Annotated in this window: 11 protein-coding genes; 7 read left to right on the top strand and 4 right to left on the bottom strand. The window is 74.8% G+C overall.

The window, feature by feature from the left end:
* Positions 1 to 28: 28 nt before the first annotated feature.
* The gene (locus VTA80_RS13100; protein ID WP_407345770.1) at positions 29 to 262 is read left to right on the top strand and encodes a mycoredoxin; all 234 of its coding nucleotides are present in this window, start codon (positions 29 to 31) and stop codon (positions 260 to 262) included.
* Between the two features lie 112 nt (positions 263 to 374).
* On the opposite strand, the gene nudC is transcribed toward VTA80_RS13100, so the two are convergent.
* Positions 375 to 1,343, bottom strand: a complete 969-nt coding sequence (nudC, locus tag VTA80_RS13095) for an NAD(+) diphosphatase (protein WP_407341536.1) — start codon at positions 1,341 to 1,343, stop codon at positions 375 to 377.
* 78 nt (positions 1,344 to 1,421) lie between these two features.
* On the opposite strand from nudC, the gene VTA80_RS13090 reads away from it, so the two are divergent.
* Positions 1,422 to 2,375 carry a phosphotransferase gene (locus tag VTA80_RS13090; RefSeq protein WP_407341535.1) on the top strand — a complete coding sequence of 318 codons (954 nt, stop codon included), beginning with the start codon at positions 1,422 to 1,424 and terminating at the stop codon, positions 2,373 to 2,375.
* Positions 2,376 to 2,447: 72 nt separating this feature from the next.
* On the opposite strand, the gene VTA80_RS13085 is transcribed toward VTA80_RS13090, so the two are convergent.
* Together VTA80_RS13085 and VTA80_RS13080 are read right to left on the bottom strand one after the other, a co-directional pair.
* Positions 2,448 to 5,816 carry an ATP-dependent helicase gene (locus VTA80_RS13085; RefSeq protein ID WP_407341534.1) on the bottom strand — a complete coding sequence of 1,123 codons (3,369 nt, stop codon included), beginning with the start codon at positions 5,814 to 5,816 and terminating at the stop codon, positions 2,448 to 2,450.
* The gene (locus VTA80_RS13080) at positions 5,813 to 9,133 is read right to left on the bottom strand and encodes an ATP-dependent helicase (RefSeq protein ID WP_407341533.1); all 3,321 of its coding nucleotides are present in this window, start codon (positions 9,131 to 9,133) and stop codon (positions 5,813 to 5,815) included. Before VTA80_RS13080 ends, VTA80_RS13085 begins: the two co-directional genes overlap by 4 nt.
* Positions 9,134 to 9,297: 164 nt before the next feature.
* Between VTA80_RS13080 and VTA80_RS13075 the strand changes: the two genes are divergently transcribed.
* The 4 genes from VTA80_RS13075 (at position 9,298) to VTA80_RS13060 (ending at position 11,694) form a co-directional block, all read left to right on the top strand.
* Positions 9,298 to 9,954: a TetR/AcrR family transcriptional regulator gene (locus tag VTA80_RS13075; RefSeq protein WP_407341532.1), complete on the top strand. Its 657-nt coding sequence runs from the start codon at positions 9,298 to 9,300 to the stop codon at positions 9,952 to 9,954.
* A 69-nt stretch (positions 9,955 to 10,023) separates the two neighbouring features.
* Entirely contained in the window at positions 10,024 to 10,401 is a 378-nt protein-coding gene (locus VTA80_RS13070; RefSeq protein WP_407341531.1) for an ArsR/SmtB family transcription factor, read from the top strand.
* Position 10,402: 1 nt separating this feature from the next.
* Complete coding sequence (locus VTA80_RS13065; protein ID WP_407341530.1) at positions 10,403 to 11,314, top strand: cation diffusion facilitator family transporter; 912 nt, start codon at positions 10,403 to 10,405, stop codon at positions 11,312 to 11,314.
* A gap of 155 nt (positions 11,315 to 11,469) precedes the next feature.
* Entirely contained in the window at positions 11,470 to 11,694 is a 225-nt protein-coding gene (locus VTA80_RS13060) for a DUF3107 domain-containing protein (protein WP_407341529.1), read from the top strand.
* A 79-nt stretch (positions 11,695 to 11,773) separates the two neighbouring features.
* Here the strand turns inward: VTA80_RS13060 and VTA80_RS13055 are convergent, their stop codons facing one another.
* Complete coding sequence (locus tag VTA80_RS13055) at positions 11,774 to 12,481, bottom strand: ferritin-like fold-containing protein (RefSeq protein WP_407341528.1); 708 nt, start codon at positions 12,479 to 12,481, stop codon at positions 11,774 to 11,776.
* Between the two features lie 246 nt (positions 12,482 to 12,727).
* Here VTA80_RS13055 and VTA80_RS13050 point away from each other — a divergent pair, with 246 nt between their 5' ends.
* Positions 12,728 to 14,506, top strand: a complete 1,779-nt coding sequence (locus tag VTA80_RS13050) for a DEAD/DEAH box helicase (RefSeq protein WP_407341527.1) — start codon at positions 12,728 to 12,730, stop codon at positions 14,504 to 14,506.
* The last annotated feature ends 68 nt before the right edge of the window (positions 14,507 to 14,574 follow it).

Raw genomic sequence — 14,574 nt, 5'->3', positions numbered from 1 at the left:
CCAGAGCCCGCCCGCCGGCGCCGTCACGATGTACTCCACCACCTGGTGCGGCTACTGCCGCCGGCTCAAGAGCCAGCTGGACGCCGCGGGGATCGGCTACACCGAGGTCAACATCGAGGAGCACCCGGACGCCGCGGCGCTCGTCGAGCAGGCCAACGGCGGCAACCAGACCGTACCGACCCTGCAGTTCCCCGACGGCTCCTGGGCCTCCAACCCGTCCCTGCGCGAGGTCCAGACCCGCCTGGCCGTCCCCGCGAGCTAGCGGAAGCCGCCGAGTTCGCTGGTTCCGCTCGAGTTCGCCGGTCTGGATCGGCGAACTCGCACCGGATCAGCGAACTCACCCGCGGAACAACCTGGGGAACCGACGCGCCGGGTCAGGCGCCCGGGAGATCCGCGCCGAACCACTCCTCGATGAGCACGCGGGCGATCGAGGCGCGCATGGGGATCAGGACCTCGCCCGAGGCAACCTGCGCGCCGAGCTCCGCGCGCGTGAACCAGCGGGCCTGCGTGATCTCCACGCCGTCGACCGTGATCTCGGTGGTCAGCGCGCGGGCGCGGAACGCGAGCATGAGGGACGCCGGGAACGGCCAGGGCTGGCTGCCGCGGTAGCTCACCTCGCCGATCCGGACGGCGACCTCCTCGCCCACCTCGCGGCGCACCGCCTGCTCGATCCCCTCCCCGGGCTCGACGTACCCGGCCAGGGTCGAGAACCGGTTCTCCGGCCACTGCACGGCGTGCCCGAGCAGCAGCCGGTCGGCGTCGTCCACCACAGCCATGATCACCGCCGGGTCCGTGCGCGGGTAGTGGTCGCTCGCGTCCGCGGGGCAGTGGCGCACCCAGCCCGCCTGGACGACGTCGGTCAGTCCCCCGCACCGCGGGCACCGCGGGTGGGTCTCGTGCCAGGCGGCGAGCGCGAGGGCGGTCGTGGCCAGCCCGGCGTCGCGTGCGCTGAGCACCGCACCGATCTGGCGCAGCTTGGACCAGTCGCGGCCCGCGACGAGATCGGCTCCGGTCTCGAGCACGAACCCCTCGACGTCGACCACCTCGCCGCCCCGGTCCGCGAGCACGAGGCCGAGGTAGGACGCGTCGTCGTCGGCCCCCAGATAGAGCCAGCCGTGGGCCGGGAGGCCGGGACGCAGCACGGCCGACGGCGCCAGCAGGTCCAGCCCGATCTGGTCCCCGGCCGCGCTCGACGTGGTGCGCGTGGCCACCAGGCCGCTGTGCACGAGGAGGATGCGCGTGGTGGCGTCGGCGAGCAGCTCCTCGACCAGCCCGGGACGTGGCCGGCGCTCCGAGGCACGATCGACGGTTGCACGGGCGAGGGGAAGATCGGTCCAGTCCACGGCCCTCACGGTACGCGGACCGGCGGACACGCCCGCCGCAACCCGGCGATCACCGGGCCGGACACCTAGGCTGGTCGGGTGTCTCGTTCACCCCTCGCGCTCGCAGCGCTCGCGACCGTCGCGATCCCCGGTCTCGACGCCATCAGCGTGCTGCGCCCGACGCCCCCCGGGGCGGACTTCGACGTCGCCATCGTCACCGACGCGGCCCGACATCGCTGGGTGGTCCGCGCACCGGTCCGGCCCGCCGCCGGCGCCGCGCTCGAGGCCGAGGTCGCGCTGCTCGAGCAGATCGCGGAGCAGGTCGACGCAGGCAAGCTCCCGTTCGCCGTGCCGCGCCCGGTCGGCTTCGCGCACCTGCCCGAGGGCGGGCGGGCCGTCGTGCACGCCGAGCTCACCGGCCGGCCGCTGCGCCTGGAGGCGCTCGTCCCCGGGCCCGGGCTCGCCGCCTCGCTCGGCCGCGCGCTCGCCGCGCTGCACCAGCTGCCCGTCGACCTGGTGGACCGCGTCGGCCTGCCGACCTACGACGCCGCGGCCTACCGCGAGCGCCGCCTGTCCGAGGTCGACGAGGCCGCCCGCACCGGCAAAGTGCCGACCACGCTGCTGCGCCGGTGGGAGGCCATGCTCGAGGACGTCGCGATGTGGCGCTTCCAGCCGACCGTCGTGCACGGCGACCTGTCGGCGGAGCACGTGCTCACCGACGGCCGGACCGTGACCGGGCTGCTCGGCTGGGGTGACGCCAAGGTGGCCGATCCCGCCGACGACCTCGCCTGGCTGCTCGTCGCCGCCCCGCAGGACGCCGTCGAGTCGATCCTGGAGGCCTACCACCTGGGCCGCACCGAGCTGACCGACCCGCACCTCACCGATCGCGCGCTCCTCGCGGGCGAGCTCGCCCTGGCGCGCTGGCTGCTGTACGGCGTGCGCTCGGGCGACCGCGAGGTCATCGACGACGCCGTCCAGATGCTCGAGGACCTCGACGCCCACACGCTCGAGGACGACCTCCCGGCACCGTCCGACGAGGCACTGCCGTCCTGAGCCGGCCCACCTGAGCCGGCCGGCCTGACTCGACCCGCCTGACCCGGCGCGCCTGACTCGACCCGAACCGGGTCAGCCCGTCACGCCGCGCAGCAGGTCGTCGATCCCTGCCTCGTCGAGCAACCGCTCGGGGGTCACGGTGGTGCCCGCCCCGACGTAGCAGAAGGCGGCGTCGACCTGGTCGAGGGCGAGCCCCGACCAGCGTGACCACGCGAGCCGGTAGACCGCGAGCTGGACCTCGCGCGTGCGGGCCGCGGCCTCGTCGATCGGGGGCCGACCGGTCTTCCAGTCCACGACGACGACGCCGCCACCGGGCTCCGCGAACACCGCGTCGATCTTGCACCGCAGCACATACCCGGCCACCGGGGTCTCGATGTCGACCTCGACGGCGATCGGCGTGCGTGCAGCCCACTGCGTGGCGAGGAACGCCGTGCGCAGGTCCGCGAGGCTCGCGTCGACCGCGACCGAGTCGTCGTCGGCGCCCGGCAGCGACTCGACGTCGACCAGGCTGGCCGAGCCGAAGTACTGCTCGACCCACGCGTGGAACGCGGTGCCGCGGCGGGCCTGGACGGAGGGTTCGAGCGGCACGGGGCGACGCAGCGCGTGCGCGAACGCCTGCGGATCGGCCGCGAGCCGCACGACGGCCGAGGCGGACAGGTGCGCGGGCAGCTCGACGCCGACGTCAGGCGTGGCCACCCGGGCACGCTCGGCGAGCAGGAGCTCGGCGGTGCGGGCCAGCGGGGAGGCGACCGGGTCGGGGCCGACGGCGACGCCCGTCAATTCGGCGGTGAGCTCGGCCCGCACGGCGACCGCCGCGGCCGTGACGTGCGCCCGGCGGGGTCCGGGCCCGAACGGGTCGAGCGGCCACACCTGGGTCACCGGCTCGGCCGTGCGCGGGTTGACCGTGCCGTCGGCGGGCCGCTCCGGCCAGTCGTCGTCGCGCACGAGGCCGGCCTCGACCAGCTCGGCGAGGAACAGGGACGGCGGCTGGGGGTCCTTGCGGTCGAGCCACCACGACCCGGTCAGGAACAGCGCGCGCCGGGCGCGCGTGAACGCGACGTAGGCGAGCCGACGCTCCTCAGCGACCTGGTGCGCACCGATGTCGCGGCGCAGCTGGTCGCGCCGCTGGTCGAGGTCCTTCTGGTCGACGGCGTCAGCCACGTCCCACACCGGCAGCTCGGCGGCGTCGCCGCGCAGCGGGTACGGCAAGGTGCCGAGCCCGGTGAGCCAGCCGCTGTCGCGCGGTCCGTGCGGGCCCGAGGTCGCGATCGACGGCAGCACGCCGTCGGTGAGGCCGGGCACGGCGACGACGTCCCACTCGAGGCCCTTGGCCGCGTGCACCGTGATGAGCTGGACCGCGTCCGGGTCGGGCTCCGCCAGGGGCCGCTCCAGGCCCCGCTCCTCGCTCGCGGCCGCGTCGAGCCAGGCGAGGAACGCGCCCAGGGTCGGCACGTCGGCCCCGTCGGAGAACTGCACCGCGACGTCCCGGAACGCGTCGAGGTGCGCGCGGGCCCGGCCGGGGCTGACCCCCGGGCGCGACGCCACCTCGATGTCGAGCCCGAGCAGACGCTCCGCCTCGCCGACGAGCTCGGACAGCGACAGGTAGGTGTGCGACCGGAGCGTGCGCAGCAGTCCGGCCAGGTCCCCGAGGCGGTCGAGCGCGGCGTCGGTGAGCTGCCGACCGGTCCGGCTGCGCCACCCGCGCGACGGCAGGTCGTCGAGCGCGTCCACGATGCTGCGCTCGTCGACGACGTCACCCTCGACGACGGTGTCCTCTGGGACAGTGTCCTCAACGGCAGTGCGCCCGACGGCAGTGCCGGGCGCGGCGCCACGGCCGGGACGCGGCGGCCCGCCGCGCGAGTCCGCGAGCTCGCCCGCCCAGGCCGCCAGCGCGTGCAGGTCCGCGATCCCCAGTCGCGTCCGGGCGCCGGTGAGCAGGCGGATCAGCGCGTCGCCGCGCGACGGGTCGTGCGCCGCGCGCAGGGCGGCGACCAGGTCGACCACCTCGGGGGTCTGCAGCAGGCCGCCGAGCCCGACGACCTCGACCGGTAGCCCGACGGCGCGCAGCGCGGTCTCCAGCGGCCCGAACTGGGACCGCTTGCGGCACAGGACGGCCGCGGTCACGCGCCCCGCCGCGCCGTTCGGGCGCCAGTGGTCGCGCACGAAGCGGGCGACCACCTCCGCCTCGAGCTCGACCGTGCTCACGTAGCTGCCGTACACCGAACCGAGACCCGCGCCGGGGCGCGCACCGAGCTCGGGAACCTGGACCCGGGACGCCGGGGCGTCGACCTCGCCGACAGGCGCCGGCGAGCCACCCGGGCGCGCGCGCAGGGGTCCGGCCACCCGGTTCGCGACGGCGAGGATCGCGCGGTCGTTGCGCCAGGACGTGGCCAGGAACCGCACGGGGGCGGGTCGGGCGGTCCCGTCCGTGACCACCGGGAACCGGTCCGGGAACCGCTCCAGCCCGCCCGCGCTCGCGCCGCGCCAGCCGTAGATCGACTGGTGCGGGTCGCCGACCGCGGTGACCGGATGTCCCCCGCCGAACAGCGCCGAGAGCAGCTCGAGCTGCGCGTGCGAGGTGTCCTGGTACTCGTCGAGCAGCACCACCCGGAACCGCTCGCGCTCGGTCGCCCCGACCGCCTCGACCTCGCGTGCAAGCCGGGCCGCGATCGAGACCTGGTCGCCGAAGTCGATGACGTCGGCGAGGCGCTTGCGGTCGCGGTAGGCCGTGACGAGCTCCAGGAGCCGCGCCCGCTCCGCCAGGGACCCGAGCACCTTGGCGGTGGCGGCGTACGGACCGCGCTTCGACCCGGCATCGGGGACCGCCACCATCTCCTCGATCAGCTCCTCGATGCGGTCCCCCGCCGCGTCGGGCTCGAGCAGGTGCTCGGCGAGCGCCCCGGAGAGCGAGAGCACCGCCTGCACGATCGACGACGTCGCCGCGTCCGTGGCGAGGTCACCCGCCCACGACTCGACGACCTCTGTCGCGATCTGCCACTGGCCGGCCTCCCGCAGCAGCCGGGACGTCGGCTCGATGCCGAGCCGCAGCGCGTGGTCGGTCACGAGCGAGGCGGCGTACGAGTTGTAGGTCGAGACCGTCGGGCGGGCCAGGTCGAGCCCGAGGCGCGGCGCCCGCGCCCCGGTCGCGCTCGACACCGGCACGGCCCTCGCCGACCCGAGCCGGCGCAGCCGCAGCCGGATCCGGTCGCCGAGCTCGCCGGCGGCCTTGCGCGTAAACGTCAGGCCGAGCACCTGCTCGGGCGCGACGAGCTCGTTGGCGATGAGCCACACCACGCGCGCCGCCATCGTCTCGGTCTTGCCCGACCCGGCCCCGGCCACCACGAGCAGCGGGCTGAGCGGTGACTCGATGATCTCGACCTGGTCGGGGGTCGGCGCGGCCCGGCCGAGGAGCTCGGCGATCCGCAGCGCGGAGAGGGTCACTCGACCACCTGGCGTCCCTCGCCGTGCAGCGGGCAGCTCGTGCGCACCGGGCACATCGGGCACAGGTCGTTCAGGCACGCGGTGAAGGCCGACGACGCCATGGTGGTGGCCACTCCCTCGATCATCGTGCGGGCCCAGCTCGGCGTGTCCGTCTCGGGCCCGAGCCCGCCCTGGCCGCGGACCGTCGGGCCCTTGGAGATGTCGCCGACGAACACCAGCTGGGCGCCCGCGCTCCGGGTGCCCGGCGCGAGCCCCTCGAACGCCCCGCCGTCGACGGCGAGCTGGTAGGCGCCGAGCTGCGGGTTCTCGGCGGTCTCGGCGGCGCTGGGCGCGCGCTTGCCGGTCTTGAGGTCGACGATCTGGACCGCACCGCCGCCGACGTCCTCGATCCGGTCGACGACGCCGCGCAGCAGCGCCCGGTCGAGCTCGAGGCTGAACGGCGCCTCGCGCAGCACAGCCTCCCCCGCCCCCTTGAGGTACTCCGCGAGCCGGCCGATCATGCGCTCGGCCCGGCGTCGCTCGGCGACCGCCGGCCAGCCGTCGTGCAGCCCCAGCTCGCGCCACCTCCGGTCGAGCTCACCGAGGAGCTCGCCCTCGGTCCCGGCCGGGAGGTCCTGCGCGATCGAGTGCACGAGGGTTCCGAGGGTCTGGCTGGTGCCGTCCGCGGCGGTGCCGCCGGCCGCCTCGAGCGCCCACCGCAGCGCGCACGTGCTCACGGTCTCCGCCTTCGACGGCGAGACGGGCACCAGCTCGTCCGGGCCCCACAGCACGGTCGCGCTCGACTGGTCCGCCAACCCGTACCACTCGCGCGGGTCAGCGCCCGCGACGCCCTCGCGCGCCAGCCGGGCGAGCAGCTGCGCGGCGCCGCGGTCGGGCGATGCGATCGGGTCCGACGGCGATTCGCCCGGCCCGCCGGGCGTCTGCGTGCTCGCCTCGAGCTGCGAGCGCAGCGCGCCCACCAGCCCGCGCAGGTCCAGCGGGACCGGCGCGGCCACGAGCCGCGAGTCGCGGTCCTCGTCCGAGGGCGCGGCCGGGTCGGCGTCGGGCCCCTGGACCAGGTCAACGAAGGCCGAGGGGAGCTCGTCGGCGTCGGACACCGCCGTCACCAGCAGCGCGCCGCGGGCGCGCGAGGTCGCTACCGCGAAGGACCGCAGCTCGTCGGCGAGCACCGCGGCCCGCGCCTGCGCGCCGGTCTCGGCGGCGTCCGGCGACCGGCCGGCGAGCAGGTCGGCCAGGGACTGCGACCCGAGCAGGGAGTCCCGCAGCCGCAGGTCCGGCCACGTCCCGTCCTGCACCCCGGCCACCACGACGACGTCCCACTCGCGCCCCGCCGCGCCCGCGGGGGTGAGGACGGCGACCGAGTCGCGGCTCGCGGCGCGGGCCGCCAGGCTGTCGGCGGGCAGGTCCTGCGACTGCAGGTAGTCGAGAAAGGCGCGCGCCGGGGCCTGCGGCAGCCGGTCGACGAACGTCTCGGCGGCACGGAACAGCGCCAGCACGGCGTCGAGGTCGCGATCGGCGCGCGCACCCGCCGCGCCCCCCGCGAGAGCGGACCGCCGCCACCCCTCGGCCAGGTCCGCGGTGGACCACAACGCCCAGAGCACCGTCTGCGCGCTCGCGCCCGGCGCCACGGCGGCGTCGCGCCCCGCGGCCAGCACCCGCGCGAGCCGGCTCGCACCCCGCCGGACGCTCGCCGGCAACGAGCCCGTGCGGGCCGGGTCGGCCAACGCCTCGACGAGCAGGGCGTCGCTCGCGCGGCCGCCGCCCCCGAGCAGCTCCTCGGCCCGCAGGGCGCGCCGCAGCCGGCGCAGCCCGACGGCGTCGGTCCCCCCGAACGGCGAGGTGAGCAGCCCGACGGCTGTCTCGGCGTCCAGGTCGGCCGGACCGAGCGCGCAGCGCAGCGCGAGCAGCAGCGGTCGCACTGCCGGCTCCTCGCGCAACGGCAGGTCGCTCCCGAGCACCGCGACGGGCACGGAAGCGCCCGCGAGCGCGCGCCGCAGCGTGGCGACCTGACCGCCCGTGCGCGCGATGACCGCCATCTGCCCCCACCCGATGCCGCGCTCGAGGTGCGCGGTGCGCAGCGCGTGCGCGACGTACGCGGCCTCCTGCGCCGCGCTCGGCAGGAGCGCGACCCGCACCGTGGCGAGGTCCGGCCCGCCGTCGACCGCGGGGGTCTGCACAGGGTGTTCCAGCTCCGGTCGCGGTGCCGGACGGCGGTGCCGGACGGCGCCGACCGAGCCGATCTCCTGGGTGACGGCCGCCGTGACCGCGCGCAGGTCTGCGCCTTGCCGCCAGGCCGTGCCGAGCACCAGCTGCTCGGCCCCGAGCTCGCCGAGCCCGTCGCCGTCGACGACGGCCCGCCCCACGAGCGCGGGCGCGGCGCCGCGGAAGGTCTGGACGGCGCAGTCGGGGTCGGCGAACAGCGCGAGCCGGGCCCCGTCCTGCGCCAGCACGCGCAGCAGGCGCGCCGTGGCCGCGGTGCTCTCCTGATGGTCGTCCACCACCACCAGCCGCCACCGCGGTCGCGGGACGCCGGGGACCTCGTCCTCCCAGGCCGCGAGCGCCTCGGCGGCCTCGTCGACCACGACCGCGGGGTCGAACCGGGCCCCGGCGTCGGGGGTCGTCTGGCGCAGCAGCGTGACGTCGAGGTACTCGCGGTACAGGTGCGCCGCGGCCACCCACTCGGGGCGCTCGGCCCGCGCCCCGAGCCCGGCCAGGTCGGCGGGGGTCAGCCCGCGCTCCGCGGCGCGCATCAACAGGTCGCGCAGCTCGTCGCGGAACGCGCGCAGGCCGAGGACGTCCGGGGGCACCGTCACCGGCCAGTCCAGCGGGACGCCGTCGCCCGCCGCGTGCCCCGCGAGCAGCTCGCCGAGCAGCAGGTCCTGCTCCGGTCCGGAGATCAGCGTCGGGGGCGGCTCGCCGAGCACGGACGCCCGCGCGCGCAGCACCGCGAACGCGGCCGACGCCGCCGTGCGGACCATCGGTTGACCGGCGGTCCGACGGATCCGGACCGAGAGCCGGTCGCGCAGGTCCGCCGCGGCCCGCCGGGTCGCCGCGATCACGAGCACGTCCGCCGGCACGAGCGCGAGGTCCTCGATCGCCGTCGCGACGGCTTCGATGACCGTGGTCGTCTTGCCGGTCCCGGGCGCCCCGAGCACCAGCACTGCCGGCCCGCCGGACGCCGACGCGATCCGCTCGACGACGACGCGCTGCGACTCGTCGAGCACGAGATCGCCGTCGGCCATCCCGCCGCCGTCGCCGCCCATCACGGGGGCGACCAGCCGCAGCAAGCCGCCGTCGGCCGGGCGAGATCGATTCACGCAAGGAATCCCACCACACCCCACCCACACCCCATCCCCCCTCCTCCCCCACCCCCACACCACCACCCCCCGCGAACTCGGAGGTTTGCCTCGAACTCGGACACCGCGGTGTGCGAGTTCGACGGAGACCTCCGAGTTCGCGGGGGGTTGTTAGGGTTCCGTGGATGGGTGAGGTTCCGATTTCTCGCGGGCGGCGGATGCCGCGCGATGCTCGGCGGGCGCAGGTGCTCGCCGTCGCGCAGGAGCTGTTCGCCACCGAGGGCTACCACCACGTGTCGATGGACGACATCGCCGATCACGCCGAGGTCTCCAAGCCCGTCCTGTACCGCCACTTCCCCTCGAAGCTCGACCTGTACCTCGCGGTCGTCGACGAGCGCGGGTCCAGCCTGCTCGCCGCAGTCGAGGCGGCGCTCGCACCGATCGAGCACGGCCCGGTGCTCCGGGGCGACGGGCGCGCGGTGGTGCACGCGATCGTGCGTGCGTACTTCGCGTTCGTGGAGGGGGCCGGCGAGTCCGCGTCGCTGCTCTTCGAGTCGGACGTCACGCACGACGCCGCCGTCCGCGTGCGCGTCGACGCCGCCGGGGCCGAGGCCGCCCGCGGCATCACGCGCGTCCTGGTCGAGTTCAGCGGGTTGCCCGCACCCCACGCCGCGCTGCTCGCGACGGCGCTCGTCGGCCTGGCGCAGAGCGGCGCGACGGGCCGGATGCGCACGGAGACGGGTCTGTCGATGGACGAGGCCTCCGACCTGGTCGCGCGCCTCGCCTGGGGCGGGGTGGCGGGCCTGATCCGCGCCGACTACGACTACGACGCCGCCCACTGATCGCTGGTCCCTCTTCCCCACCCGTGGCGTGGCGTAACATCTGCACAAGTACACATACGTGGAGGTGTCATGGCGCAGGTCGTGCCGTGGGAGTCCTGCGAGGTCGTCGCCGTCGATCCCGACAAGGTGGCGCTCGCCCGCGAGGGCATCCCCGACCGGGGTGAGGCCGGGGCGCTCGCGCAGCTGTTCAAGCTCCTGGGCGACCCCAACCGCACCCGGATCCTGTACGCCCTGCTCGGCGCGGGCGAGCTGTGCGTGTGCGATTTGGCCGCGGTGGTCGAGGTGCCGGAGACGACCGTCTCCCAGGCGTTGCGGCTGCTGCGGACCGCCGGGGTGGTCGCCAACCGCCGGTCGGGCCGGATGGTCTTCTACCGGCTCGCCGACGCGCACGTGCGGATGGTGCTGGACCTGTCCCGCGAGCACGCCCACCACGACGGGGGCCTCTGACATGGGGACAGGTCACGATCACGGCCCGGTTGCCGAGCATGCCGGGGGGCGGTATCGGACCCGGCTGGCGGTCGCGTTCGCGCTGACGGCAGCCTTCTTCGTGGTCGAGCTCGGGGCCGGGCTGGTCTCGGGGTCGTTGGCGTTGATCTCCGACGCGGGGCACATGGCGGCCGACGTCGTCGCCCTCGGGGCAAGCCTGGTCGCCACCCGGATCGCCACCCGGCCGGACCGGTCCGGCCGGCGCACCTACGGCTCCTACCGCGCGGAGGTCTTCGCCTCCGGGCTGACCGTGCTCATCATGGTCGGGGTCGGCCTCTACGTGCTGCTCGAAGCGGTCAGCCGGATCGGGCAGGCGCCGCCGGTCGCCTCCCGGACGATGATCGCCGTCGGCGTGGTCGGCCTCGCGGTCAACGTCGTGTCGATGCTCGTGCTGCGCGCGGGCTCGCAGGAAAGCCTGAACGTGCGGGGGGCGTACTTCGAGGTGGTGGCCGACGCCGCCGGCTCGGTCGGGGTGATCGTCGCCGGTGCGCTCATAGCGATCACGGGCAACGGCTCCTGGGACCTCGTCGTCGCCGTGCTCATCGCCGTCTTCGTCCTCGTCCGAGCCGTGACCCTGGGCAACCAGGTGCTCGCGGTGCTCGGTCAGCACGCGCCGGCGGGGATCGACCCCGATCAGGTCGCCGTGTCCCTGGATGGCATCGAGGGCGTCGCCCAGGTCCACGACCTGCACGTATGGGCCCTGACGTCCGGGATGAACGTGGCGACCGCCCACCTCGTGGCCGCCCCGGACGCGGACCACCACGACGTCCTGGACCACGCTCGCGACGTCCTGCGCGACCAGTTCGGCATCGCCCACGCCACGCTGCAGGTCGAGCCGATCGATCACCACGGCTGCCACGACCTCGCCTGGTAGGCCCTCGGCACGGTCCGTCGCGACATCTGGTGGCGCCGGCCGCGGCCAAGGCACCGGGCAGCCCGGGATCGCCCTATTAGGATTGGCGCCGAGCCTGCGAACCGCGGGGCGCACCGCGCCCGGGACGCCGGATGGACCGAGGGAGAGAAGTCACCGTGGAGATCACGATCGGCGTGCAGAACCTGCCCCGTGAGCTAGTCATCGAGTCCGACCAGACCCCGGAAGAGGTCGGCGAGCTCGTCACCGCCGCGCTCGCCGGCAAGAACGCGCTCGAGCTGCTCGACACCCGTGGACGGCGCGTGATCGTTCCCACCGCGTCGATCGGCTACGTGGAGATCGGCTCCGAGGAGCAGCGCCGGGTGGGCTTCGGCACGCTGTAACCCGCAACCCTGCAGACAAACGACCGAGCGGTGACATCCTCCGGGATGTCACCGCTCGGTCGTTGCAGGTCGGGAGGACTCAGGCCGTGAGGCCCAGCCGTTCCATGCGGTGCGTGTGCTCGGCGGTGAGCCGGCCGAACAGCCGCGCGGCGGCATCGATGTGGTACGTCCCACCGTTCGCCTCGTCAGCCGGGGCAGCCTCGCCGTCGGCCACGAGACGAGCGAGACCGGGATGGGACTGCACGAGCGACTGCACGACGCCGAGCGCCTCGCCCACCATGCGCCGGCCCCAGAGCGCGAGGCGGGACACCAGGACGGCGTCGTCCTTGCAGCCCTTGGCCAGCTCGCCGATGACGAGCTCGGCGTGGCTGGTGCCGTCGAGCGTCTCCATCACCAGCGCGCACGTCGCGTCGTCGAGCCCGGCCGCGGCGGCCTTGCAGAAGTCGTCGGCCACGCCGTACCCGACATACGCCTTGAGCAGGCGCTCGGACCAGTTGCTCGACGGCGTCCGCGAGTCGAAGTCGTCCATCACGTTCGAGAACCTTGCGATCTCGTCCTGCGGGTTGCCGCCGAGCTCGCGGATCCGGTCGAAGATGCGCTCGAGCCTGCCCACCGCGCCGGCGGAGAACCGCGCGAGGCGCAGCTGCGGCTCGAGCGTGGGGGCCAGGGCGGAGTCCGCGGCGAGCCGCGTGAACGCGATGAGCTCGAGCTGACCCACCAGACCGAGGAGCGTGAGCTCATCAGAACGGTCGGCAGCGAGCGTGGAAGACGACGTCACGGCGGTCATCAGACAAGCCTAACCCCGGTATTGCGGGCGGTCGGATAGCATGGGTGCGTACATCGGTTGCCCGGTCGTCTCGACCGCATCGCCCAGCGGCTCACAACTTGCCCGCCGAGGCAGTGAATATTCACGTCCGGCTGCCGGCCAACCTCAGCGATGAGGCCCGCTCCTCGACGCGGCTGCGTCCACCATGGACAGTCAGCCCGAGGCAGCGCGCGGCCTACATCGCTGGCGACCACGTGAGGCATCGACGTGACCACGACCGACATCCAGCCTGAGAGCGCGGCGTCCAGCAGCGTCCAGGCCACCAACGCATCCTTCGCGGACTACGACATCAGACCCGAGATCGTCGCGGCGCTCGCGGAGCAGGGGATCACCCACCCGTTCGCGATCCAGGCCATGACCCTCCCGGTCGCCCTGGCCGGCCACGACATCATCGGCCAGGCCAAGACCGGAACCGGCAAGACCCTCGGCTTCGGCGTCCCGCTGCTGCACCGGGTGATCTCCCCCGGCGAGGTCGGCTACGAGGACCTGCCCGCCCCCGGCAAGCCGCAGGCGCTCGTGGTGCTCCCGACCCGCGAGCTCGCGATCCAGGTCGCGCGCGACCTCACGGCCGCCTCGACCAAGCGCTCGGTACGCGTGCTCGCCGTCTACGGTGGCCGCGCGTACGAGCCGCAGGTCAACGCGCTCGCCGCGGGCGTCGACGTCGTCGTCGGCACCCCGGGTCGCATGATCGACCTGATGAACCAGGGCTTCCTCGACCTGACCCGCGTCGAGTGCGTCGTGCTCGACGAGGCCGACGAGATGCTCGACCTCGGCTTCCTGCCCGACGTCGAGAAGCTCCTGTCGCGCACGCCCGTCTCGCGCCACACCATGCTCTTCTCCGCGACCATGCCCGGCGCCGTCGTCGCCATGGCGCGCCGCTACATGACGCAGCCCACCCACATCCGGGCCAACGACCCCGACGACATGGGCGCGACCGTCAAGAACACCAAGCAGGTCGTCTACCGCGCCCACGCGATGGACAAGGTCGAGGTGCTCTCCCGCATCCTGCAGGCCCGCGGCCGTGGCCTGACGATCGTGTTCGCCCGCACCAAGCGCACGTGCGCCAAGGTCGCCGACGAGCTCGTCGCCCGCGGCTTCGCGGCCGGCGCGATCCACGGCGACCTGGGCCAGGGCGCCCGCGAGCAGGCGCTGCGCGCCTTCCGCAACGGCAAGGTCGACGTGCTGGTCGCCACCGACGTCGCCGCTCGCGGCATCGACGTCGACGACGTCACGCACGTCATCAACTACCAGTGCACCGAGGACGACAAGATCTACCTGCACCGCACCGGCCGCACGGGCCGCGCGGGGAAGAAGGGCACCGCCGTCACGTTCGTCGACTGGGACGACATGCCGCGCTGGGGAATGATCAACAAGGCCCTCGGCCTCGGCATCCCGGAGCCCGTCGAGACGTACTCGAACTCGGAGCACCTGTTCACCGACCTCGACATCCCCGTCGGGACCAAGGGCACGCTGCCGAAGTCGCAGCGCGTGCGTGAGGGCCTCGACGCGGAGAAGCTCGAGGACCTCGGCGAGACCGGCAAGCGCCACGCCTCCGGGCACGACTCCGGTCACGGCGGCTCCAGCCACGGCGGCGGGCACGACGGCGGTCGCGGCGGCTCCGGTCGGTCCGGTGGCACCCGCGGCGGCGGTCGCACCGACCGGCCCGAGCGCACCGAGCACGCCCCCAAGGAGCGGTCCAGCGAGGCCCGCTCGGAGGAGCCCCGCTCCGGCGAGGCCCGCACGGGCGCGACCCGCACCCGCACGCGCCGCGGCGACTCGACGTCGGACGCCCCGCGCAACCCGGTCGCAGCGGCCGGCGCCTCGAACGCCGGCGTCCCGAGCACGGGCCCCTCGACCGGCGCCCCCAAGACCGAAGGCAGCGACGGCGGGAGCGACCGCCCGCGCCGTCGCCGCAACCGCCGGACCCGTGGCGGCGCCGCCACGACGCCCGACGCGGGCGCGCCGACGTCGGCCCCGCAGGTCTGACCGGGTCTGGACCCAGTACGACGACGACCGCGCACCCACCGGTGCGCGGTCGTCGTGCGTTCGGGTCT

The organism is Pengzhenrongella phosphoraccumulans, from assembly GCF_045689905.1.
Lineage (GTDB): Bacteria > Actinomycetota > Actinomycetes > Actinomycetales > Cellulomonadaceae > Pengzhenrongella > Pengzhenrongella phosphoraccumulans.
The sequence above is the reverse complement of the archived record's forward strand: the minus strand, read 5'-3'. Positions and strand labels throughout refer to the sequence as shown.